General features: G+C 55.1%; 22 protein-coding genes. 9 read left to right on the top strand and 13 right to left on the bottom strand.

Going from position 1 to position 22583, the window contains the following annotated elements; translation table 11 throughout:
* Window positions 1-3: 3 nt before the first annotated feature.
* From ACR0KN_RS11875 to ACR0KN_RS11865, 3 genes are all read right to left on the bottom strand, one after another.
* On the bottom strand, window positions 4-852 hold the full coding sequence (locus ACR0KN_RS11875; RefSeq protein WP_170475148.1) for a carbohydrate ABC transporter permease: 849 nt from the start codon (window positions 850-852) through the stop codon (window positions 4-6).
* 1 nt (window position 853) lies between these two features.
* Entirely contained in the window at window positions 854-1780 is a 927-nt protein-coding gene (locus ACR0KN_RS11870) for a carbohydrate ABC transporter permease (protein ID WP_480653728.1), read from the bottom strand.
* A gap of 93 nt (window positions 1781-1873) precedes the next feature.
* Window positions 1874-3133 carry an ABC transporter substrate-binding protein gene (locus tag ACR0KN_RS11865; protein ID WP_480653726.1) on the bottom strand — a complete coding sequence of 420 codons (1260 nt, stop codon included), beginning with the start codon at window positions 3131-3133 and terminating at the stop codon, window positions 1874-1876.
* A gap of 140 nt (window positions 3134-3273) precedes the next feature.
* Between ACR0KN_RS11865 and ACR0KN_RS11860 the strand changes: the two genes are divergently transcribed.
* The 3 genes from ACR0KN_RS11860 to ACR0KN_RS11850 all read left to right on the top strand — a co-directional run bounded on the left by ACR0KN_RS11860 (window position 3274) and on the right by ACR0KN_RS11850 (window position 6242).
* Window positions 3274-4068, top strand: a complete 795-nt coding sequence (locus tag ACR0KN_RS11860; protein WP_170544097.1) for an IclR family transcriptional regulator — start codon at window positions 3274-3276, stop codon at window positions 4066-4068.
* A complete protein-coding gene (locus ACR0KN_RS11855; RefSeq protein ID WP_480653724.1) occupies window positions 4065-5123 on the top strand; it encodes an ABC transporter ATP-binding protein in 1059 nt (352 codons plus the stop codon). The genes ACR0KN_RS11860 and ACR0KN_RS11855 overlap by 4 nt, the downstream gene beginning before the upstream one ends.
* A 63-nt stretch (window positions 5124-5186) precedes the next feature.
* On the top strand, window positions 5187-6242 hold the full coding sequence (locus ACR0KN_RS11850) for a trans-3-hydroxy-L-proline dehydratase (RefSeq protein WP_480653722.1): 1056 nt from the start codon (window positions 5187-5189) through the stop codon (window positions 6240-6242).
* Window positions 6243-6245: 3 nt separating this feature from the next.
* Here ACR0KN_RS11850 and ACR0KN_RS11845 read toward each other — a convergent pair whose 3' ends face one another.
* On the bottom strand, window positions 6246-6827 hold the full coding sequence (locus tag ACR0KN_RS11845; protein ID WP_480653720.1) for a YceI family protein: 582 nt from the start codon (window positions 6825-6827) through the stop codon (window positions 6246-6248).
* A gap of 98 nt (window positions 6828-6925) precedes the next feature.
* Between ACR0KN_RS11845 and ACR0KN_RS11840 the strand changes: the two genes are divergently transcribed.
* From ACR0KN_RS11840 to fcl, 6 genes are all read left to right on the top strand, one after another.
* Complete coding sequence (locus ACR0KN_RS11840) at window positions 6926-7258, top strand: RNA polymerase sigma factor (protein ID WP_480653718.1); 333 nt, start codon at window positions 6926-6928, stop codon at window positions 7256-7258.
* Complete coding sequence (locus ACR0KN_RS11835; protein WP_480653716.1) at window positions 7258-7449, top strand: sigma factor-like helix-turn-helix DNA-binding protein; 192 nt, start codon at window positions 7258-7260, stop codon at window positions 7447-7449. Before ACR0KN_RS11840 ends, ACR0KN_RS11835 begins: the two co-directional genes overlap by 1 nt.
* A complete protein-coding gene (locus ACR0KN_RS11830; protein WP_480653714.1) occupies window positions 7446-8183 on the top strand; it encodes a hypothetical protein in 738 nt (245 codons plus the stop codon). Before ACR0KN_RS11835 ends, ACR0KN_RS11830 begins: the two co-directional genes overlap by 4 nt.
* A 59-nt stretch (window positions 8184-8242) precedes the next feature.
* Window positions 8243-9325, top strand: a complete 1083-nt coding sequence (locus ACR0KN_RS11825; protein ID WP_480653712.1) for a helix-turn-helix domain-containing protein — start codon at window positions 8243-8245, stop codon at window positions 9323-9325.
* A 94-nt stretch (window positions 9326-9419) separates the two neighbouring features.
* On the top strand, window positions 9420-10544 hold the full coding sequence (gene gmd / locus ACR0KN_RS11820) for a GDP-mannose 4,6-dehydratase (RefSeq protein WP_480653710.1): 1125 nt from the start codon (window positions 9420-9422) through the stop codon (window positions 10542-10544).
* A gap of 1 nt (window position 10545) precedes the next feature.
* Window positions 10546-11532: a GDP-L-fucose synthase gene (fcl, locus tag ACR0KN_RS11815; protein ID WP_480653708.1), complete on the top strand. Its 987-nt coding sequence runs from the start codon at window positions 10546-10548 to the stop codon at window positions 11530-11532.
* 33 nt (window positions 11533-11565) lie between these two features.
* Here fcl and ACR0KN_RS11810 read toward each other — a convergent pair whose 3' ends face one another.
* The 9 genes from ACR0KN_RS11810 to ACR0KN_RS11770 form a co-directional block, all read right to left on the bottom strand.
* A complete protein-coding gene (locus ACR0KN_RS11810; RefSeq protein WP_480653707.1) occupies window positions 11566-12237 on the bottom strand; it encodes a hypothetical protein in 672 nt (223 codons plus the stop codon).
* Complete coding sequence (locus ACR0KN_RS11805) at window positions 12213-12641, bottom strand: DUF2793 domain-containing protein (protein WP_480653705.1); 429 nt, start codon at window positions 12639-12641, stop codon at window positions 12213-12215. Before ACR0KN_RS11805 ends, ACR0KN_RS11810 begins: the two co-directional genes overlap by 25 nt.
* Window positions 12642-12833: 192 nt before the next feature.
* Window positions 12834-14270 carry a mannose-1-phosphate guanylyltransferase/mannose-6-phosphate isomerase gene (locus tag ACR0KN_RS11800; protein WP_480653703.1) on the bottom strand — a complete coding sequence of 479 codons (1437 nt, stop codon included), beginning with the start codon at window positions 14268-14270 and terminating at the stop codon, window positions 12834-12836.
* A 70-nt stretch (window positions 14271-14340) separates the two neighbouring features.
* On the bottom strand, window positions 14341-15234 hold the full coding sequence (gene galU, locus ACR0KN_RS11795; protein WP_170475110.1) for a UTP--glucose-1-phosphate uridylyltransferase GalU: 894 nt from the start codon (window positions 15232-15234) through the stop codon (window positions 14341-14343).
* A gap of 253 nt (window positions 15235-15487) precedes the next feature.
* A complete protein-coding gene (locus ACR0KN_RS11790; RefSeq protein WP_480653701.1) occupies window positions 15488-17293 on the bottom strand; it encodes an ABC transporter ATP-binding protein in 1806 nt (601 codons plus the stop codon).
* Window position 17294: 1 nt separating this feature from the next.
* Complete coding sequence (locus ACR0KN_RS11785) at window positions 17295-18224, bottom strand: ABC transporter permease subunit (RefSeq protein WP_170475103.1); 930 nt, start codon at window positions 18222-18224, stop codon at window positions 17295-17297.
* A gap of 11 nt (window positions 18225-18235) precedes the next feature.
* Window positions 18236-19159, bottom strand: a complete 924-nt coding sequence (gene oppB, locus ACR0KN_RS11780; RefSeq protein WP_010441494.1) for an oligopeptide ABC transporter permease OppB — start codon at window positions 19157-19159, stop codon at window positions 18236-18238.
* 66 nt (window positions 19160-19225) lie between these two features.
* A complete protein-coding gene (locus tag ACR0KN_RS11775; RefSeq protein ID WP_480653698.1) occupies window positions 19226-20854 on the bottom strand; it encodes a peptide ABC transporter substrate-binding protein in 1629 nt (542 codons plus the stop codon).
* 389 nt (window positions 20855-21243) lie between these two features.
* Entirely contained in the window at window positions 21244-22479 is a 1236-nt protein-coding gene (locus ACR0KN_RS11770) for a lytic murein transglycosylase (protein ID WP_480653696.1), read from the bottom strand.
* Window positions 22480-22583: the final 104 nt, after the last annotated feature.

Here is a 22583-nt window from a genome sequence, read left to right as displayed (position 1 = left end):
GCGTTATTTTACAGCACCGAGGGTCAGGCCCGCGATAAAGTGTTTCTGCATCAGGAAGAACATGGCAACAGGTGGTAGGGCTGCCACAATTGAACCGGCACTCATCAGCTGATAGGCGGCACGGAATTGGGCGTTGAAGCTGGTGATCCCGGCGGTCACGGGCTGACTTTCGGCGCCTTGGGTCAGGACAACCGCCCAGAAATAATCGTTCCAGATGAAGGTGAAGATCAGCACGCTGAGCGCGGCAATTGCGGGCTTCATTAGCGGTAGGACCACATACCAGAAAATCCGCCATTCGCTGATACCTTCAACCCTCGCCGCCTCGATGAGTTCGAAGGGTAGGGCGCGGATGAAGTTGCGCATGAAGAGTGTGCAGAAGCCGGTCTGGAAGGCGATATGGAACAGAACAAGCCCGGTTTTGGTGTTGTAGAGGCCCAGTTCCAAAGTCAGATCGCGTACGGGGACCATCAAAATCTGGAAGGGGACAAAGTTGCCCGCCACGAACATGAAGAAGATCCAAAGGTTCGATTTGAACTTGTAGATTCCAAGCGCAAATCCGGTCATGCAGCTGAGCGCCACGGCTCCGATCACGGTGGGTACGGTGATCAGGAATGAGTTCAGCAAATATCGAGGCATGTCTGAATTAAAGAAGACCTGCCCATAGTTGAAAGCGCCCTCAAAGCTGGACGGCATGCCCCAATAGTTCGCGTTGGTGAAGTCTGCCGCCGGTTTGACCGAGAACAGGGCGACCGCCAGCAACGGCCCCAGCCACAGCAACAGCGCCAGAGGCAGCATCGCCTGATAGGTGATCTGGGCCGCGCGGGGTTGTTTTTCGATGGGTTTGGGAAACATCTCAGTGCCCCTTTTCTTCGCGATACATCGACCACAGGAAATAGGCGATGAAGCAGAGCATGATGAGGAACAGGATCACCGCGATGGCGGCTCCATATCCCATGCGGAAACCGTATTCGGACAGGGCGACTTCGAACATGTAATAGGCCAGCACACGGGACGACCCAAAAGGCCCCCCCTGTGTCATGATCGAGATCAGGTCAAAGCTGCGCAACGCACCGATGATGGTTACGACAAAAGCGATGAACGTCGCGGGTCGCAGTTGCGGCAGGATGATGTGCCACAGCATCCGCCCACCTTTTGCACCGTCAAGCCGTCCGGCCTCGATTTGCTCGGGGTCAACGGCGTTCAGGCCGGTGAGGTAGAGGATCATGCAATAGGCGGTTTGCGGCCAGAGCCCTGCGAAGATGATGCCATAGGTAACGAACCGTTCGTCGCCCAACACATTCAGCGGGCCCATACCGAATAAACCTAGGAATTCGTTCAACAATCCGAATGTCGGGTCGTAGAACCATGTGAAAACAAGGCCAACAACAACCTGAGAGATGACGAACGGAAAGAAGAACAAAGACTTATAGAGCCGTATGCCCCAGACCGTCTGATTCAGAAACAGTGCGATGAACAGGCCTGCGGGAATTGCAGCAAGATACAGGACCAACCAGATCAGGTTGTTCTTGAGCGAAATGTAGAATGCGTCACGGTCGACCCATTCCCAATACAGATCCTCGTAGTTGCGCATGCCTACATATTCGGCGGCTCCCAGCCCATCCCACTCGTAAAGAGACAGGTTGAAGGACTGAAAGACCGGGATGATCACATAGACCAAGAAGAACAGCAGGCCCGGAGCCAGAAACAGCCACGGCGCGATGCGCTGCTGGTTTCTGTGGAACCAGCTTTCCTGTTCTAGGGTGTCAACTACAGCGGTCATGGAACATCTCTGGTTAGGGGGTTAAGGCGGGCTGAAGCCCGCCCTACGATTTTGAATGGTTTAAGGCCGAACTGAGTTCGGCCCTAATTACACTTAGTTGTCGTAGATGCGCTCACGCGCGCGTTCCAGCTTGGCCAGAATCTTATCCGCGTTGTCAGGCTTGACCATGAATTCCTGGAAGCCCTCCATCGAGACCTTGGCCATTTCTGCTGGTGCGTCACGGTCCCAGAACTGGGCAACACCGCCAGGGCTGTTCGACGACAGCATCGTGAAACCTTGCTGCAGGAACTTGTCGTCATCTACCGCAGATTGCGCGTTCACAGGCAACTGGCCGAGGTTTGCACCGTTGTTGATTTCGGTCTGCTCGTCCGCGGAAACCGCAAAACGCAGGAACTCACGCGCGGCTTCCTTGTTTGAGGCATTGGCCGGAATGTGGAACGTGTCCGTCGGCGCATCTTCGGCCAGTTCGACATCGGGGTTGATGGCAACGAACTGGTAGAAATCCAGCTGATCGTCCGTCAGACCCGCCTCACGCAGGGGCGCCACGGCGAAGTTGCCCATCAGATAGGCCGCCGCCTCGCCGTTGACCATGAAGGGCAGGGCTTCCTGCCAGCTATAAGTCTGGTGATTGTCGATGAACGCGCCCATGTCGATCAGCTGTTTCCAGTTGGCGAAGGTCTGCTTGACCCGGTCGTCTTCCCAGCTGATTTCACCATTTGCGAGTTGGTTGTGGAAATCGAACCCGTTGGTGCGCATATTCAAGTAGTCAAACCAGCCACCAGCTGTCCACAAGAACTTGGTGCCGATGGTGTAGCAGGCGCGGCCTGAATCAACTATCTTCTGGCAATTGGCCAGCTCGTCTTCCCAAGTGGTTGGCTCGGTCAAGCCAAGTTCATCAAAGATGTCTTTGCGATAGTAAACCCCCCATTGATAGTATGTGTACGGGACACCCCATTGCTTTCCATCAATGGTCATCGCGCCTTTGGTCGATGCCAGATTGTCGGCGATTTCAGGCTCGGCCCACAGATCTGAGACGTCCTCGAACAGGCCCGCCTCGACATATGGCTTCATCCGGTTGGCAGCGTACCACGTGGCAACGTCAGGCGTGTCCGCCGTCAGGAAGTTGCGGATCTGAGTCTTGTATGCCTCACGGTCGATCACGGTGGTCTCGATTTCCAGACCGGGATGTTCAGCCGCGAATCGCTCGATCATCGCTTCCATCGTCGCGCGCGGCGCCGGGTTGGATGTATCGAGGAAGATTCGCAGCTCGCCGGTCAGCTCAGCTGCAACAGGCGCAGCAAGTGCCACACTGGCAGCCAAAGCAGCTGCTGTGCGCTTGAACATGGAATGCATAGTTTCCTCCCTTAAGCTTCCATATTGGTTCCAAATATTGAAACCTTGTTTTATATATTGAAAACTACACATCGACTCGGCTAGTCTTGTCAAGACCCTCGTACCCATAGCCGGGGGAAAATGGAGGAGAACAGGCACCCGTGGCAGGTGACGGAACAATAGGAAAAGCATGTGATGTGTTGGAACAGGTCGCGGCCTTCGGGCGCCCTGTGCGGTTTGGGGAATTGCTGGAAAGCAGCAAATTCCCCAAGGCGACGCTGTATCGCTTTCTGCAATCGCTGACCAATCAGGGCATGCTGCATTACGAACCGGAACGGCAAACATATTCTCCGGGGATGCGGTTGGTGCGGTTGGCTCATTCGGCATGGACCCAAAGCTCGCTTGCGCCCATTGCGCGGCCTTTCTTGGACGCCCTCAGCGCCGAGACAGGGGAAACGGTGCACCTGGCGCAGCTTGATTCCGGTCAGGTGCTTTACGTGGATAAACGCAATGCTCAGCGACCGATCGAGATGTATTCCGAGGCCGGCAAGGTTGGCCCGGCTTATTGTACCGGCGTCGGTAAGGCGATGATGGCTTATCTGGACGAGGCTCAGTTGGAGAAGACGATCTCGCAACAAAGCTTTCACCGATTCACCGACAAGACACTGGCCTCGGAGAAGGCATTGCGAGCCGATCTCGAGCTGATCCGCAACCGGGGTTACGCGGTTGATGATGAAGAGCATGAGCCCGGCATCATCTGTATTGCCTGCCCGATCCTGACCTCCGGGGGCCGCATGTTAGGGGCTCTATCGGTGACGGGATCGACCGGAAGGATGGATTTCGAACAATTAAAATCTTGGGTGCCACGCGTCCGGCGCGTCGCTGAGCAGATTGGCACAGAAGCACAGGCGTGGCGGTTCCCCGAGGGCCAACAGAATAGGATGCAAGCAACATGACAGGTGTAACCCTGAAAGGCGCGATCAAACGGTATGGCCAGACTCAGGTCATTCACGGGATCGATCTGCAGATTGAAGATGGCGAGTTTTGCGTGTTCGTGGGCCCTTCGGGCTGCGGCAAGTCTACGTTGTTGCGGATGATCGCGGGGCTTGAGGAAACCTCGGATGGTGAGATCCATATCGGTGCACGTGAAGTCACGCATGTCGACCCGGCCAAGCGGGGGGTGGCGATGGTGTTCCAGACCTATGCGCTGTATCCGCATATGACCGTGGCCGAGAATATGGGCTTTGGCCTGCGGATGAACGGTGTAGCCAAGGCTGAGATTGACCAGAAGGTTCAGGAAGCGTCGAATATCCTGAAACTCGATCAATATCTGCAACGCAAACCAAAAGCGTTGTCTGGTGGTCAGCGTCAGCGAGTGGCAATCGGGCGTGCCATTGTACGCGGCCCGGAAGTGTTCCTATTTGACGAGCCGCTATCGAACCTTGACGCGGAATTGCGTGTTGAAATGCGGGTCGAGATTGCACGACTTCATCAGGAAATCGGCGCAACGATGATCTATGTTACGCATGATCAGGTCGAGGCGATGACCATGGCCGACAAGATTGTGGTATTGCGCGACGGCCGGATCGAGCAGGTGGGTGCCCCAATGGACCTGTATCGTGACCCCGATAACAGATTCGTGGCGGGCTTCATTGGCTCTCCGGCCATGAACTTCTTAGAGTGCGATGTCGTGGATGGCATGGTGCGGCACCTTGCGCTGACTGATGCGATCCCGGTCACCGAAAGCGTTCCGAATGGGGCAACGAAAGTGACTCTGGGCATTCGCCCGGAGCATATTCAGGTGGATCGAAGCGGTGACACCTGCACTGTTGATCTGACCGAAGCGCTGGGTGGTGTATCCTATTCTTATCTGCTGACGCCCAATGGCGATAAGCTGATTGTGGAAGAGCGGGACGACCAACGCAGTACGACCGGTGACCGTATCGGGCTTTCGATCCGGCCCGAACGCGCGATGCTGTTCGATCCCGAGTCGGGTCAGCGGCTGCGATAGGGCTTGCCAGACCGAAGTTGTTTTGCATGACTGCGCATTAACCAGCGGCTTTCAGGAGGCCATATGCGCAGTTCCAAAACCATCCATGTGATCTCGGCCCACGCCGAAGGTGAGGTAGGCGATGTCATCGTCGGAGGGGTCGCCCCGCCTCCGGGCGAGACCGTGTGGGACCAGAGGGCCTTTATCGCCGAAGACCAGACCCTGCGGGATTTCATGCTGAACGAACCCCGCGGCGGTGTCTTTCGCCATGTGAATCTGCTGGTGCCACCAAAAAACCCCGAGGCCGATGCTGCTTTCATCATCATGGAGCCGGAAGACACGCCGCCGATGTCCGGTTCGAATTCCATCTGCGTCTCTACGGTATTGCTGGATAGCGGCATCCTTCCGATGCATGAACCAGAAACTCGTTTGACATTGGAAGCTCCGGGGGGGCTGGTTCGCGTTCGCGCCGAATGCCGAAATGGCAAGGCAGAACGCATCTATGTGCAGAACGTGCCAAGTTTCGTCGACAAGCTGGATGCCCGGATCGAGGTTGAGGGCATCGGGACGCTGCGCGTAGATACCGCGTTTGGTGGCGACAGTTTTGTAATTGTCGATGCAGCTGGTCTGGGTTTTGACCTGACGCCTGATGAAGGCGCTGATCTTGCCAGAACCGGTGCGCGTATCACCGATGCGGCCAATGAGCAGCTTGGCTTTAATCATCCCACCAAGGACTGGAACCACATTTCATTCTGCCAGATCGCAGGCCCGTTGGATCGGCAGGGTGATATCCTCACCGGTCGTAATACCGTCGCCATCAAACCCGGCAAGCTGGATCGTTCGCCCTGCGGCACCGGTGCTTCGGCCCGAATGGCTGTTTTGCTGGCCAAAGGTCAGATGTCGATGAATGACCGCTATCACGCGCGCTCGGTTATCGACAGCGAGTTTCGCTGCCGCATCGTGGATCAGCTCGATCTGAATGGGCGCGTGGCGATCACCCCGGAAATCTCAGGGCGGAGTTGGATTACGGGCACGCACCAGCACATGCTGGACCCGGAAGACCCTTGGCCCGGTGGCTACCGCTTGAGCGATACTTGGGGGGCAAAGTCGGGGTCAAAATTGACCCCGTACTTTGGTTGATCTTCAGGTATCGAGATTGAACATCAGTCTTGCAGTCACTGGTACAGTACGAGTGATGCTGGGAAGTTGCGCCAGCTCCATTAGCTTGTCGACACCTGCTGAGACGCCCGCATCCTCGGTGCTGATGAAGACCATATCGTTGGTTGACACCATGACAGTGTCTTCGGCCACGCGCAAAATGAACATATCGGTGTAGAACTCAACCTCCGTTCCCGCCAAGGACAGTTTGGCATCCACTTCAACCGTGTTGCTGGAACCCACATCCAACTTGGACACCTCATCCAAATCAATCTCTGCGGTCAGTGTGGCTGTTGCTGCCTTGCGGAACACATGTTCGATCATCCGCTCGTTGCGGATATCGATATTCGTTTCGACCGAGGACAGGTCGATATCGATCTCAACTTTGCCATCCTCGCTGACCTGGCCTGATACATTGGTGAAGGAATTGACCTCGCCCACATCGACGATCTTAACCGTGCCATAGGCCAGATGAGAGGCGCTGGGATTCAGTGTCCAATCAGCGGCCAGCGCGGGACCTGCAACAAAAGCCGACGCAATCGTGATTGTTTTGAACAGAAGTTTCATTTCATTCCTCCAGAGTCTATGACAGTTCAGACCAAGCGGGCCCGGTCCCATGACAAAGCAAACACACACAGGTCGCGATTTATTCGATGAGTGTTGAGATGAACACCGAACAAGCCGTGCGCGGCGCGATCCAGGCCCATTCGAAACGGGTCTGGCGGTTTGGATTGGCGCTGTCGGGTGCATCGGATGTTGCGGACAATTTGCTGCAGGCAACAGCCTTGCGGGCGTTAGAAAAGCACCATCAGGTAACTTCATATGATCGGTTGGACAGCTGGCTGATGACGATCTGCCGCTCGATCTGGTTGAACGAGATACGGGCACGGTCTGTGCGCAAGGCGCAAGCATTGTCGGTTACACCTGAGGCGGAATTGGTGGACACGGACCCGATTCAGAAACGAATATTTTCGCCGCTCAGGTGTTTACTCAAGTGATGCAACTGCCAGAGGCGCAGCGCGAAACGGTGATGCTTGTATTTGTAGAAGGGTACAGTTACCGCGAAGCTGCGGCCATGCTGGATGTTCCCATCGGCACAATCATGAGCCGGTTGTCCAACGCCCGGCAGAAACTGAAAACCGTAATGCAGCACGAAGCGGACGACGCGGTGCAACGGAGTGGCAAATGAAGTTTTCCGACGAAACACTTCTGGCCTATCTGGAGGGCAGCCTTGATGAGGCCGAAGTCCACGCCATCGAAGCGGCCGTGGCAGAGGATACGGGTCTTGAAGCCCGTTTGATGGCGTTGGATCCGTTTGCCCCTGTTGTGCAGCAGGTTTTTGATGACGTCCCGGCTGAGGTTCCTGAAATTGATCTACCTGCGCCCACTCCGCAGCAATACAAATCAGGACCTCTTCGATTGCTAGCGGTTGCGGCTTCGGTTGCCGTTATCGCAGTATCCGCAACCTTCTGGGTGACGCGTCCGAAGGCTTTGGGCTGGGCAGAGCAAGCCGCAATTTATCAATCACTCTATTCAGCCGAAACGATTGCTGATCTGGATAACTCTCCGCAAAAACTGGACGCGCAATTTGCTCAGGCTGAGGCTCAACTCGGCCGATCCTTAAATCGGGAGGTGCTGGAAAATCTTCCCGGCCTCGACCTGAAGCGCACACAGGTTTTATCATTCAAAGGCAAGCCATTGGTTCAGGTTGTCTTTGCTGATGCACAAGGAAATCCATTTGCGTTCTGCGTGATCCGGCAAGGTCCAAATGCCCCATCGAAGGCAGTTAATCTTGCAGTGCTGAGCGGCCTATCAACCGCGACATGGGCAAAAGATGGGTATGGTTATATGCTGTTGGGTGGCGATCGCGAGACAGATCTGAGTGGAGAGCTGCATGCTCTGACCGTGGCCTTTGCGGGTTGATTATCGGGATTTCGGGAAACCCCTTGTGAACTGCGGCAAATGCTCGAAGAATGCCAGATATGAAGCCGATCCCTCAAGAACCGGACCAAGACGATGATGAGGCCCTGGACGCAGGGCCGCGCAGCATCTATGACACCGATCCACCGGATGAAGAGGATCTATGGTTTCTCCCTCCAGCGGATGAAGAAGATCCTGAAGAATTTCTTCCGTCTGTCCCAACGCCTGATCAAAGCCTCCTTTTTGATCCAAGGGATTGGCGTGCGGCTCAATCTGAACTGTCCGCTGAGCTTGCCGATCTGGCCGTGACTTTTGGGGCACTGGATGAACGTTTGCGCGCAGGGCCGAAAGGATGGGGTCACCGTCTGGCCTTGATGGAAGTGTCGGATTTGGGCTGGTGGACCGGAGACCGGATCAGCGTCGACCGTCTCGCGCTATGGACCGGATTGCGGATCGGTGCGACGAGTGATGACGTTCAGGCATTGTACCGGGCAGGTTGGGCGGTGCGGCGACTATCCTCGGGTGCCGGGCCATCGGAGGGCGGATGGGACGCTGGGCTGACCGCTTTTCTGGATCGTCAGGGCCAGGGCATCGAGGATGCCCCAGAGACCGTGACAGATCTGGCCGAAGTGATGCGGAATGTGGTTGCGTTGCACCCGTTGACTCAGGCTGCAATCGGGTTCCACGCGTGGCGCGCTCTCTCTCCGGGCATAGGACAGGATACCGAAGCTGCCGTTATTGCAGCCCGCCATGCGGCATCGATGGGGCGAGGTGGAGCATTGTTCATGCCGCTTTCCTTGTCGGGACCGGGTGCGTTGCGCGGTGCAGGCTCATTGGATGAAAAGCTATCCGCCTGGATAGGCGGGGCAGGTCAGGCCTCGCTTGCAGCTCTGCTGCATCTGGACCGGATCAGCGCTTGGGAAGGACGTGCCCGCGAGGCTGTATCAGATCTGAGTGGGCGAACTCCACCAGTGTTGATCGACGCGCTAACAGCTTGGCCGATGGTGTCGGCACCATTGGCCGAAGAGCTGACCCGGGCCTCGCGCGCGGCGGTACAGCGAAATCTGGATAAATTCAGCGACAGGGGGCTGATCCGCGAGTTGACAGGGCAGGGCCGCTATCGAGTCTGGACAGCGGCATTATAACCGATCTTTCGAATTCCCCGTTAGCTTGCATTTGGCCGAGTCTTGCTGTTTCTGGAAGGATAAACAGGCGAAGTAGAACCATCGGGGCACAATCATGAGCAAATCAGCACTGATAACCGGTATTACGGGTCAGGATGGCTCTTACCTGGCCGAGCTGTTGCTTGCCAAAGGCTATGACGTTCACGGTATCAAACGTCGCGCATCGTCTTTCAATACGCAGCGGATTGATCATATCTATCAGGATCCGCATGAACCAGATCCCAGACTGCATCTGCATTATGGTGATCTAAGCGATACCTCGAACCTGACCCGGATCATTCAGGAAGTGCAACCCGACGAGGTCTATAACCTTGGTGCGCAATCCCATGTTGCGGTGAGTTTTGAATCGCCTGAATACACTGCGGATGTGGATGGGTTGGGTACGCTACGCCTGCTCGAAGCGATCCGGTTTCTGGGACTGGAGGGCAAGACCCGGTTTTATCAGGCCTCCACCTCAGAGCTCTATGGTTTGGTACAGGAAACACCGCAACGCGAGACAACGCCTTTTCACCCGCGCTCACCCTATGGGGTCGCCAAGCTGTATTCCTATTGGATAACAGTAAATTATCGAGAGGCATACGGGATGTACGCCTGCAACGGTATTTTGTTCAATCACGAAAGCCCCCGGCGAGGTGAGACCTTTGTGACTCGTAAGATCACTCGTGGCCTTGCAAACATCGCGCAAGGTTTGGATGACTGTTTGCATATGGGTAATATCGATAGTTTGCGCGATTGGGGGCACGCGCGGGACTATGTGAAGATGCAGTGGCTGATGCTGCAACAGGAGACGCCCGAGGACTTTGTAATCGCCACCGGCAAGCAGTATTCCGTGCGCCAATTCATCGAATGGTCTGCCAGCGAGCTGGGTTTGGTGCTGGAGTTTTCAGGGGAAGGCGTCGAGGAAATTGCGATTGTTCGCGAACTAGTGGGTGATAAGGCGCCTGCCCTGAAAGCTGGCGATATCGTGATGCGGATCAACCCGCGTTATTTCCGACCGGCCGAGGTTGATACGCTGTTGGGAGACCCGTCCAAGGCCAAGCAAAAACTAGGTTGGGAACCCGAGACCTCTGTGCAAGATCTATGCGCCGAAATGGTTGCCGAAGATTTGGAAATCGCACGGCGCAATGCCCTGCTCAAAGAACACGGGATGGCTGCGCCAGTCACACGGGAAAACGGCTGAAATGGGCAGTTCGCGCAGAATATATGTAGCGGGTCATCGCGGCATGGTCGGAAGCGCGATTCTGCGAAGGCTGCAGCAGCGCCAGCAGGCAGGTGAAAAACTCGAGCTAATCACGCGGACGCGGAGCGAATTGGATCTGACCGATCAGGTTCAGGTTCAGAATTTCATGCGCTCAGAACGTCCGGACATCGTGATTTTGGCCGCCGCCCGTGTTGGCGGTATCTATGCGAACAACACATATCCGGCGGATTTCATCTACGAAAACCTGATGATCGAATGCAATGTGATCCATCAGGCGTTTTCGGCAGGTATAAAACAGCTGCTGCTACTTGGAAGTTCCTGCATTTATCCGCGCTCAACACACCAGCCAATGCGCGAAGACGCGCTTTTGACCGGGCCGCTGGAGCCGACAAATGAACCTTACGCCATCGCCAAGATTGCCGGAATCAAGCTTTGTGAAAGCTATAACAGGCAGCACGGCGTAGACTACCGGTCCGTCATGCCGACCAACCTTTATGGACCCGGAGACAACTTTCACCCTGAAAACAGTCACGTGCTCCCGGCACTGATCCGACGTTTTCACGAGGCACAGCGTGATGGGCTAGATGAAGTTGTCATATGGGGAACCGGAAATCCGCGACGCGAGTTCTTGCATGTTGATGATGTGGCCGAGGCGTCGGTGTTTGTTTTGGACCTGCCGCGCAAAATATATGAGGCAAATACTGATCCAATGTTAAGCCACATTAATGTGGGTACGGGCAGCGATACATCGATCGCAGACCTCGCAACGATCATTGCGGGTGTCGTCGGTTTCACTGGCCAGATCACGTATGATCCAGACAAACCGGATGGCACGATGCAAAAACTGATGGATGTATCGCGCCTCGTAGGTATGGGCTGGAGTGCTGGCATCAGTCTTAACGACGGAATTCGCCAGACCTATGCGTGGTTTCTAGATCAATCAGAAACCGATCTGCGCGAAAGGTGACCGCCCGCGCAATGGCCCGGACGGTCTGAGCTGTCAGAACCAGCGGCCGATGGCGATCATTGATGGTTCAATATTTGTGGCATCCGAAATTGCCGCCAGCACCTGGAATGTCGCTTGTGTTTCCGATGGCGTGTCAAATCCTACAAACCGCCCGAGCCCGCCACCATTCCCGCTAAGGGCTGGTTTGCTGCCAGCGGCAAAAGCGATGGGAAAATTCCAGTTGGCAGAACCGCTGGTGAACAAGGCACCGGTTGCGGTCGTAGATCCGACAGCATCAAGAGTTGTTGTACAAATTTGGGTACCGTCAGCAAATCGCGTGTAGTCTCCATTTGTATTACTGCCATGCTCGATCACAGCCCCAGAAGGTACACCACTGTTTTGTGACACTGTGCCCAGTACGTTGCCCGGCCCGTATCCATAATCTGCCCGCATCAGGCGACCAGGCGTGGTATCATTGGCGCTGCACTGTATGGCTGCGCCACCCGCTATACCAGATGAGGCGTCAAACCGTAGTGCTTCAACCCAGCTCCCGCCATCTGGCGAGACTTTGATCGAGAACTCCGTGTTGCCAGAAAGGCCCATCTCGGCGTGACCGGTCCAGTTGGATTGAAACAAAAGCGAGGCCGTGTCGCCGTCGCTGGCTTTGTTGACCTTCAACTGATGACCACCACCTTCATGGGTTAGCAACGTCGCAGGGCTACGCACCGCCAGCCGGTTGGTGCGTTGGATCCGGTTGCGACGCCAATTCCTGGCAGATTCTGCAAATCGACAGGCGGGTCGATCCAGGCGGATCCGTTCGAGATTTTCAACTGCTCCGAGCTTTGGTCCCAGGCCCGCCACCCCAATTCCGGCGCTAAGAAATGCCATCCGTGGTCCAGCCACGCTGCCAATTGGCCGTCGTGACCAGCCCAAGCGCCCGTGGGCGCCGTGCCGAGTGCATGCATTTCCCCCTGATCGGGTGCAGCGGGCGGTATTGTCGCTTCGATGGAGACTATGCTCAGTTGGACTACAACATCGAGTGTACGAAGCGCCTCGTTATTGGCCACGTGTTTCTGGGCCTGAGACGGTTGTATAAAGGGCAGGTTCAAACGGGGTGAGTTCTGTGGCACGGGCGTCCTCCTGAGATGTCGCTTTGACAATGATCGCGCGCCACCCTGCCGCAATATTAGTGAAACCCACCTGACGAACCCGGACGCTGGGTTTTTGATTTGTTAGGATTTGAGAAGTGTCAAAAAGCCACCTGCATTGCAAATGGCGGGATTTAATCAGAGACGAAGGGCTACTAGCGCCACCTACCCAAGTTAATCACGCGCATATACATCTTCGTAGCGAATAATGTCGTCTTCACCCAGATATGTCCCGGTTTGTACTTCGATCAGGACCATGGGGACTTTGCCGGGGTTCACCATCCGGTGAACCGCACCCAAAGGCACATAGACCGACTGGTTTTCTGACACCAGTTGAACATCGTCATTTATCGTCACTTCGGCGGTGCCCTCCACGACGATCCAGTGCTCGGACCGATGATGGTGAGATTGCAGACTCAGCGATGCACCGGGATGGACATGGATACGCTTGACCTGGAACCGGTCTCCGATGACGAGGCTTTCGAACCAACCCCAGGGTCGATGATCGACGGGCAGGGATTCCGCCTGCTTGGCGCCTTTTGCTTTCAGGGCTGTGACGGCCTGTTTGACATCCTGCGCGCGGTCCATGCTGGCCACCAGAACTGCATCGGGCATCGCGACTGTAATCACGTTTTCCAGCCCCATCGCCACGACCTCCTGTGCAGGAGATTCTGAGCGCACCAGCACATTGTGGCAATCAATGGCAGTGACTTCACCGGCGGTAGCGACCCCATTTGCATCGGGGTTGCTGAGCTCCTGCACCGCCGACCAACTGCCTACATCTGACCAACCGGCTGCATAAGGAACAACGCTGAGGTTGCTGGCCTTTTCCATAACCGCATAGTCGATCGATATGTCCTGAACTGAGTTCCAAGCGATGGGGTCAAGCCGCAGAAAGCCCAGGTCAGACTGAGCCTGATCAACAGCGTTCTGAACCGGAGCTACAAGATCCGGCGCATGTTGGTCATAGGCCGCAAGGATATCGCGGACCGCAAACAGAAAGATGCCGGAATTCCAAAGGTAACTACCTTCGGACACCATCGTTTCGGCGCTCTTCAGGTTGGGCTTTTCAACAAAGCGATCGAGAGGAATCGACGCACCCGACACGTCGGGAATCTGCCGAAGTTTGAGATAACCATATCCAGTCTCTGGCCCGTCAGGCGTGATTCCGAATGTAACAAGGTCTCCGCGCTCATCAATCGTACGGATACCTTCCGCAACTGCCTCGTGAAAGGCCTGAGCATCCGGAATGACGTGATCGGATGCGGCCACCAGCATCAATGCATCGGGATCGCTGGACGAAAGGTGCAGAGCTGCCGCCAGGACAGCCGGAGCGGTGTTGCGCCCTTCAGGTTCAATAAGTATCGGGCCTGGGTCAATTCCTACGGCCATCAACTGCTCAGGTACAACGAAACGAAATGCTTCATTGGTTAACAGCAACGGCTTTGCGTAAGGCGTTTCGACGGGTCCTTTAAGACGCTTTGCACATTGCTGCAAAAGGCTGGTTTCACCAATCAGCGGCACGAATTGTTTTGGGTAGCTTTTGCGTGACAGGGGCCATAACCGTGTTCCGGAGCCACCGCATAAAATTACCGGATAGACGGTCCTCATGCTGCCCTCGCTCTCTGTGTTCTTGGGGTCGAGCTATTGCAATGAATGCCAACTGGTTGAAGCATCTTACCTATTGCGCGGCCTGGTCCGACGAAACGATATCATGCAGATACTGACTTAAATCATCACGCAGATCGTCGCGGGCCAGCGCAAACGATACCGTGGCCTGAAGGAAACCGGCCTTTGAGCCACAATCAAATCGTTGGCCTTCAAATTTGTAACCAAATACAGGAACGCCATTTCCGATATCCTCGGCGATCGCGTCAGTCAGCTGGATTTCGCCTCCGCTGCCTTTCTTCTTCTGGTTCAAATTGTACAGTACCGAGGGGCCCAAAATATAACGACCAATTACGGCGAGATTTGATGGTGCCTCCTCAGGTTTTGGTTTTTCAACCATTCCCTTGGCTCGGACAACCGTACCGACGTTTTGGCCTGTATCCAAAATACCGTAAGAGCTTGTCTTTTCGTTTGGAACTTCCATCGCAGCAACCATATTGCCACCGGTTTCCTCATAGGCCTCGACCATTTGCTGCAGGCAGGGTTTGCCAGCAGCAATAACATCATCGGGCAGCATTACCGCAAAGGGCTCATCTCCGATCAGTCGCCGTGCACACCAAACTGCATGTCCAAGCCCCAGCGCCTTGTGCTGGCGAATATAGGCGATCGCGCCGCTTTCCATATTGGTCGCGTTCAATATCTCAAGCAAATCGTCTTTGCCCTTGGATTTCAAGTCCTGCTCCAACACAAGGTTGTGGTCAAAGTAATCCTCAAGCGCTGACTTCCCGCGTGACGTCACGAAGATAAACTCGGTGATCCCGGCTGCCCGCGCTTCGTCAATTGCATATTGAACCAGCGGTCTATCGACCAAAGTCATGATCTCTTTCGGCACCGATTTGGTCGCCGGTAAAAAGCGCGTCCCCATACCCGCGACGGGGAAAATAGCCTTTGTGACTTTGCGTGCCATGTTACCTCATGATTTCCATAGTCTGCCCGAACGCTTTGTAGGCGCTGGGGTTCTCACATAAAACTTAAATTCGCATCAATCAATCTCACCCGACAGTAGTGCAGCGGGCACGATGGAATCTGCCATTAACCTGCACGCAGAGTCAAAACGAAACACACCCAAACGTGGTTCTAGCCAAGGTACACAGAGTACTTGGTGCGCCGAAAAGTAGGATTCGCGCCCCTGAAACCTTCAAGCTTCGGGGCGCGAATAGTCAGGAGTTAGCCATAATCGCATCAAGCGGATCATGTTCGGCAACGAAATGGTCAGGAGCGATTTCGCTAAGCCGCGGGACATAGTCCGTTTCACCCGAGGACAACTTGCTGGGTAAGAAACGCAATGTGGCCTTGGGATCCATCGGAGACGGTAATTCACCTGGTATTTTAAGCCTTTGACGGTTACGCTCAACATCCGGATCAGGAATCGGAACCGCCGATATCAGGGATTTGGTGTAGGGGTGTATTGGTTCAGAACATATTACTTCACCATCGCCCAATTCGACAATGCGACCCAAGTACAAAACCATGATTCGGTTAGACACTGCGCGTACAACTGACAGGTCATGACTAATGAAAATCATCGACAAACCGAACTCTTGTTGCAATTCTCGCAACAATTCCACGATTTGAGCCTGAATGGACACGTCCAGTGCCGATACGGCTTCATCGCAAATGATCAACTTTGGTTTGTTGATCATTGCCCGAGCGATTCCGACGCGCTGATTTTGCCCACCTGACAGTTCATGTGGATAACGGTTGATCATATTGGTTGGCAGGCCAACACGTTCCATCATCTCGGCGACCAGGTCCTTACGTTCGCGTTCCGTCAGGTCTGGGCGATAGGTTTTTAATGGTTCCGCGATTGAGGCCGAGATTGTCATCCGTGGATCAAGGCTGGCGAGTGGATCCTGGAATACAATCTGAAGATCCTTGCGGTATTTGTTCAACTCGGACCGTTTCAACCCGACGATCGGATGGCCCAGCCAGCTGACGTTGCCCGCACTGGGTTCGATCAGTTGTAGAACCGCCCGCGCCAGCGTGGACTTGCCGCAACCGGATTCACCCACAACACCCAGCGTTTCGCCCTTGCGAATATCAAAGCTGACACCATCCACGGCCTTGAGAGGCACCTTGTGGCCGAACAATCCGCCCGGAACATGGATTGGGAAATGAACCTTGACGTCGTCAACGCGCAGCAGTGGCTCTTCGATCTTGCCCAAGGCTTTGGGCGCGTCACCGGCGTCGATGCGAGGCATCGCCTCAAGCAGGGTGCGGGTGTACTCGTGTTGCGGTGCGCGAAAGACTTCACGGGTTTCCCCGGCCTCGACAAATTGACCAAGGCGCATGACCTGTATGCGGTCACACATCCGCGCGACGACGCCCATGTCATGGGTGATCAAAGCAATGGCTGTGCCTTCGTCTTTTTGCAGTCGCACCATCAGGTCCAGAATGTCGGCCTGTACGGTGACGTCCAGCGCCGTTGTGGGTTCATCCGCGATCAGCAATTTCGGGTTGCACAGCATCGACATGGCAATCATGACCCGCTGACGCATCCCGCCCGACAGCTCGTGCGGGTACTGATCCAGTCGCCGTTTCGCCTCGGGGATGCGGACGCGGTCCAGCCATTCAAGGCATCGCGCTTTGGCGGCAGAGCCCTGCAAACCCTCATGCACTTGCAAAACTTCGCGCATCTGTTGACCGACTCGCAAATGCGGGGTCAGGGCGGTGAGCGGGTCCTGAAAGATCATACCGACATCATCGCCGCGGATGCGGTTCAGCTTGTTCACTGGCAGGTTCAGGATTTCCTGACCGTTCAGCATGGCAGACCCCGTTGCGCGGCCAGCCGGAGGCAATAGCCCCATCGCTGCCATGAAGGTCTGGCTTTTGCCCGACCCACTTTCGCCGACGATGCCCAAACACTCGCCTGGATTGATGTCGAAACTGATGCCCTTGACGGCTTCGACGATGCCATCCGGGGTGTCGAACTGAACGCTCAGGTCTTTGATGGAAAATAGACTCATATCAGCGATCCTTCGGGTCCAGAGCGTCACGCAAACCATCACCGATAAAAAACATGGTGATGATGATGGCGACGTAGAAAGTCAGGGGATAAAGAAGCTGCCACAAAGTGCCATAGCCCATCGTCCCGGCACCTTCGGCAATCAGGCGGCCCAAAGAGGTGTAGGGTTCCGAGATCCCGAGACCCAAAAACGAAATGAAGCTTTCGGTCAGGATCATTTCGGGCACCAACAGCGAGGCGTACACGATCACAACGCCCAACAGGTTGGGCAGAATGTGGCGATACATGATGGTAAACTCACTGACACCGGCGGCGCGAGCGGCTTCGATGAATTCGCGGTTCTTCAGCGTCAGGGTTTGCCCCCGAACGATCCGCGCCATGGTCAGCCAACCGACTGCACCCAACGCGATGAACAGCATGAAAAAGGACCGCCCTGCCACGACCAGCAGAAGGATGATGATCAGAGTTGCCGGGATCGCCAGAAGTATGTCGACAAAGCGCATCATGGCGCTGTCGGTACGCCCTCCGATATAACCAGCGGCAATGCCATAGCAAGTGCCAACGATCAACGCAGTTGCTGCCCCAATCAGACCAACCAGTAGCGATGTGGTGGTCGCCTGAATGACACGGCTGTAAAGGTCGCGCCCCAGATCATCGACACCGAAATAGTGACCAGTCTCGATCGAGGGCATTCCCATGCCGCGTACGTCACCCATAACGTTCCAGTCGATCTCTTCGTTGGACCAAGCTGCAAAATATGGCCCGATAATCGTGAACAGCACGATCAGACCCAAAACAAAAACACTGGCCATTGCGGCCTTGTTGCGGACAAAACGCATACGTGCGTCCTGCCAGAGCGAGCGCCCCTGAATGACCGTGTAATCTGTGATTTCTTCGGCCAGATGGGCGGCTTTTTGAGATTTTCCGAGCATGAGCCTGCCCCTCAGTAACGAATTTTCGGATCAAACCAGGCATAAGCCAGGTCGGTCAGAAGGTTCACGACAACGGTCAATGCGCCATAGAGAATGGTGACCCCCAGCAGCACCGCATAGTCACGCGATAGTGCAGAGCCCACATAGGCCTGACCCAGACCACCGGTCGAGAAATAGATATCGACAAAGACTGAACCCGTAAGCACGTAGACGAACACCGGCCCGAGATATGAGACAACCGGCAACAACGTAGGTTTCAACGCATGACGCCAAATTACGGTTCTGGTCGGCAAGCCCTTGGCGCGCGCGGTACGGATGAAGTTCGAGTTCAGAACCTCGAGCATCGACGAACGCGTGATCCGCGCAATCGAACCCATATAGGATGTTGCCAGCGCAATCACCGGCATGACCAGATATTGCCATTGACCTCCGTTCCAGCCGCCTCCCGGCAACCAGCCCAGCCAAAGGGTGAAGGTAAGGATCAGGATCGGCCCCATGATGAAGTTTGGCAGAGCTTGCGCCGCGATACCAAGGCCAACGGCGAAATAATCGATCCAGCTATTGTGTTTGATCGCGGCTGCGATCCCAAGGCTTACACCAACGGCTGTTGCGACAAGAAATGAAAGCGAGCCATAGGTCAGAGAAATCGGAAACCCTTGGGCGATGATATCGTTGACGTCCCTGTCCTTGAATTTGAAGGACGGGCCGAAATCAAAATGCACGACGATGTTGTACAGGTAGTCCCAGAGCTGTTTCCACAACGGTTGGTCCAACCCATAGCGCGCCTCAATATTGGCCAGAACCTGCGGCGGCAGCGGCCGTTCTGAAGTAAATGGCCCGCCGGGTGCTACGTGCATCAGGAAAAAACAGGCGACGATCAGCAACAGGATCGTCGGAATGGCGATCAGCAGTCGCCGCAGACTGTAGGCAAGCATTTCATGCCCCCATGTTTATTGGCCCTGCCCCGGAAACCTCCAGGACAGGGCGTGGTTCTATCACAATTATTCGGCGACCTTGTACAGGTTCTTCGAATACCAGTTCTGCTCGACGTTGTTGACGGGCCAGTTCCCAACATCGCTGTCCATCATGTAAACGCCTGCATAGTGATAGATCGGGATTACAGGAGTTTCCTGTGCAATAATCCGTTCTACTTCGGTATAAAGCGGTGCCGGATCGTCCGAAGTTTTGGCTTCGGCCAGCAGCTCATCAACGCGTGCGTTGTTGTACTTACCGTCGTTGTAACCGGAATCCGATTGCAGCAGATCAAGGAAGGTCGAGGCTTCGTTATAGTCGCCACACCATGCGCCGCGAGCCAGTTCGAAGTTCTGGTTACCGCGCTCTTCCAGGAACACTTTCCATTCCATGTTTGCCAGCTCGGCATTGACGCCCAGCTTCTGTTTCCACATCTGGCTGAGTGCCACGGCCACTTTCTTGTGCGCCTCTGAGGTGTTGTAAACCATCTCAAAGCTCAGCGGATTATCCGGACCATAGCCCGCTCCTGCCAGCAACTCTTTTGCAAGCTCATCGCGCTCAGCCTGGCTCATCGAAGCCATCTCCACGTCCGGAACCGTGAAGTTGGCAGTGGCGGCGGGTGCGAACGTGTAAGCCTGGGGCTGACCACCAGCCATCACTTTTTCAGTGATGATCGCGCGATCCACGGCCAGCGACAGGGCCTGACGGACGTTGGGGTTCTTGAACGCTTCGGGACCGCTGTCAGAGACGTTGAAGGTATAGTAATAGTTGCACAAACGAGGGAAGCTGATGGCTTCATCCGGATGCTCCTGCTGCAGGCGCGGGAACTGACCAGCAGGAACTTCGGTGCGATCCAACTCGCCCGCAAGGTAGCGGGTCAGGGCGACATTCTCGTCATTGATGACCAATGCCACAACTTTTTCGATGATGGTGTTGTCATTGTCCCAGTACATCTCGTTGCGCTCACGCACCGAACGTTCCTGTGGCAGATGCTCGGTCAGGACATAGGCGCCGTTCGATACGATGTTTTCCGGCTTGGTCCATGCATCACCAAATTCTTCAATCACTTTCTGCGGCGCAGGGAAGGTTGTCGAATGCGTGGTCATCTGAGGGAAATAGGGGAGGGGCGTGCTCAGTGTGACTTCTAAAGTGTGGTCGTCAATGGCTTTGACACCCAGATCATCCACTGATTTTTCACCCGCAATGATCTCAGCCGCGTTTTCAATCGACATCAGTTCCATGAACCACGCGTAGGGCGATGACAGCTCAGGATCGACAGCACGTTTCCAGGCAAAAACGAAGTCACCTGCGGTAACCGGATCTCCGTTTGACCATTTAGCGTTATCGCGGAGGGTAAACGTATACACATCCTTGGTGTCATTGACCGAGTATTCGGTGGCAACGCCGGGGACCAGATTACCATCTTCGTCCTGGTTCATGAGACCTTCGAACAAGTCGCGCACGATTTCGGCGCCCGACACATCTTCGACCACTTGCGGGTCGACCGAGCTGTGCTCGTCCAAAATGCGATAGATAAACGTCTGGTCATCCGCCAGCGCTTCGCCGGTTTCGGGGTGGGTTCCTGCAGCGATTGCTGCGCCAGTTATGATGGTCGAGGACAAAAGCCCCGCCAATGAAGTACGGACAATTTTGTGCATGTGATTACTCCCATTATTATGTGGTGTCGGGCTATCATGCTATTGCAGCGGATACCCATCTACCTGTGTGTCTCCGACAATTGCCGTGCGTTCACCTTGATCTAGATCGCGGCAGAGTCCAAATTTCAGACCATTTCCATTGGGCAGCGTCGGAAAGCCGATTGCGAAAGTTTTCTTTCACTGCTGCAAAATCTGCTGGTTTTTGGAGAAAGGTAAAGAGTTTTAAGTCGAATTGCAGGCTCAAAGATCGATTGAAACCGTAACGTAAGGGAGCATCGAAAGATTATTCTGAAACGCTTTGTTTTGGTGACATTTTCGTGAAGTCATACAAATTGCAAAGGGCGAATGGGTTTTCGTCAACACGCGCAAATGGCGAATCAGGGCAATTTTCAGGGCTTCAGCGCTGCCTTCAAACGGTCATTTGGAAAACATGTCGGCGCACGGCCTGATGCGGCTTGCCAGCGACCGATCGAACGCCGGGTTTTATATCCAGGCAGACCATCGATGCCGCCTACATCATGACCCTGTTCAACAAGCACTTGCTGCATTGTTGCGATGTCCGACCGATAGAGGTTACCGACGTCACCCCAGCGCCCGCGAAAATCGCCGACACCGTATTGGATGCGATCGCCGACATGGCCCACAAACAAAGCGTAGAGGTCACTGGTATTATAGTCTTTGAGGACATAAAAATTAGGCGTGACGATGAAAGCCGGGCCGCTGCGACCTGCGGGCATCATCAGATAACCTTCGGCAGACAGTTCGTGCGCTGGAAAAGGTTTGCCGGAAACACGGCTGACGCCCATTGCTGCCCAATCCCGAACAAGACGCCCTTGATCAGGCCCCTCTAAGGCGCATGAAACGGTATTGGGCAGATTAACCTCAAATCCCCAATCGCGATCCGCAATCCATCCGTGCTCTTCAAGATAGACTCCAATCGACGCAATAGTATCTGCGGCTGAGCCCCAGATGTCCGCCCTGCCATCGCCATCGCCATCGCGCGCATAAGTCAGAAAATTTGTTGGCATGAATTGTGGCTGACCCAATGCTCCTGCCCAACTACTCTTTAGCTCTCTTCCTTGCGCATGACCCGCTTCAGCAATTTGCAGTGCTGCGATCAGTTCTGCGGTGAAATAGTCGGCGCGCGTGCTCATGAACCCTTTCGTGCTCAGAACCTGAAATGCATCGTGTCGGATCGGCACCTGACCATATCCACTCTCGCGCCCCCAAATGGCCAGAATGATGCGGGCGGGCACACCGGTTTCAGCTTCAACGCGTACCAGGGTATCTGCGTGACGCCTGGCCATTTTACGGCCGACCGACGTGGCGCCCTGTACGGATCCGGCATTAAAATACCGACCCGGCGAGCCAAACTCGGCTTGACGCTGCACCTTTGGTGTTTTTTGAGGGCTGCCCGGTGGCACCAGATCCGGCAGATCCCAATTTAGTTTCACCCCATCAAAAGCTTGCCTAAAAGTTTGCTTGGAAACACCCTTAGCCTTTGCTTGTGGCCAGACGGTATTTTGCAGCCAGCTCTGAAACTGACGTTCAACAAAAACACGATCCTGCGCCAACAAAGGAGCTGCCAGAACAATCAGGAAGAGAACAGTGGAAACGATACGCATGGAACCGATCTTGCGCGCCCGCGACGTGGTGTCAACAATCGCCTTTAGAAGCAAAATCGCAAAAGTCCTTGAGAAAATCCGTGACTCTGCCGATAGTTGCCGGG

The sequence above is a fragment of the Ruegeria sp. AP7 genome (assembly GCF_056539905.1).
The sequence above is the reverse complement of the archived record's forward strand: the minus strand, read 5'-3'. Positions and strand labels throughout refer to the sequence as shown.

Bases quoted from the DNA above. Each gene is read 5' to 3' on its own strand.
- ACR0KN_RS11875 (WP_170475148.1), bottom strand. From the start codon at position 852: ATGTTTCCCAAACCCATCGAAAAACAACCCCGCGCGGCCCAGATCACC.
- ACR0KN_RS11870 (WP_480653728.1), bottom strand. From the start codon at position 1,780: ATGACCGCTGTAGTTGACACCCTAGAACAGGAAAGCTGGTTCCACAGA.
- ACR0KN_RS11865 (WP_480653726.1), bottom strand. From the start codon at position 3,133: ATGCATTCCATGTTCAAGCGCACAGCAGCTGCTTTGGCTGCCAGTGTG.
- ACR0KN_RS11855 (WP_480653724.1), top strand. From the start codon at position 4,065: ATGACAGGTGTAACCCTGAAAGGCGCGATCAAACGGTATGGCCAGACT.
- ACR0KN_RS11850 (WP_480653722.1), top strand. From the start codon at position 5,187: ATGCGCAGTTCCAAAACCATCCATGTGATCTCGGCCCACGCCGAAGGT.
- ACR0KN_RS11845 (WP_480653720.1), bottom strand. From the start codon at position 6,827: ATGAAACTTCTGTTCAAAACAATCACGATTGCGTCGGCTTTTGTTGCA.
- ACR0KN_RS11840 (WP_480653718.1), top strand. From the start codon at position 6,926: ATGAACACCGAACAAGCCGTGCGCGGCGCGATCCAGGCCCATTCGAAA.
- ACR0KN_RS11835 (WP_480653716.1), top strand. From the start codon at position 7,258: ATGCAACTGCCAGAGGCGCAGCGCGAAACGGTGATGCTTGTATTTGTA.
- ACR0KN_RS11830 (WP_480653714.1), top strand. From the start codon at position 7,446: ATGAAGTTTTCCGACGAAACACTTCTGGCCTATCTGGAGGGCAGCCTT.
- ACR0KN_RS11825 (WP_480653712.1), top strand. From the start codon at position 8,243: ATGAAGCCGATCCCTCAAGAACCGGACCAAGACGATGATGAGGCCCTG.
- gmd (WP_480653710.1), top strand. From the start codon at position 9,420: ATGAGCAAATCAGCACTGATAACCGGTATTACGGGTCAGGATGGCTCT.
- fcl (WP_480653708.1), top strand. From the start codon at position 10,546: ATGGGCAGTTCGCGCAGAATATATGTAGCGGGTCATCGCGGCATGGTC.
- ACR0KN_RS11800 (WP_480653703.1), bottom strand. From the start codon at position 14,270: ATGAGGACCGTCTATCCGGTAATTTTATGCGGTGGCTCCGGAACACGG.
- galU (WP_170475110.1), bottom strand. From the start codon at position 15,234: ATGGCACGCAAAGTCACAAAGGCTATTTTCCCCGTCGCGGGTATGGGG.
- ACR0KN_RS11790 (WP_480653701.1), bottom strand. From the start codon at position 17,293: ATGAGTCTATTTTCCATCAAAGACCTGAGCGTTCAGTTCGACACCCCG.
- ACR0KN_RS11785 (WP_170475103.1), bottom strand. From the start codon at position 18,224: ATGCTCGGAAAATCTCAAAAAGCCGCCCATCTGGCCGAAGAAATCACA.
- oppB (WP_010441494.1), bottom strand. From the start codon at position 19,159: ATGCTTGCCTACAGTCTGCGGCGACTGCTGATCGCCATTCCGACGATC.
- ACR0KN_RS11775 (WP_480653698.1), bottom strand. From the start codon at position 20,854: ATGCACAAAATTGTCCGTACTTCATTGGCGGGGCTTTTGTCCTCGACC.
- ACR0KN_RS11770 (WP_480653696.1), bottom strand. From the start codon at position 22,479: ATGCGTATCGTTTCCACTGTTCTCTTCCTGATTGTTCTGGCAGCTCCT.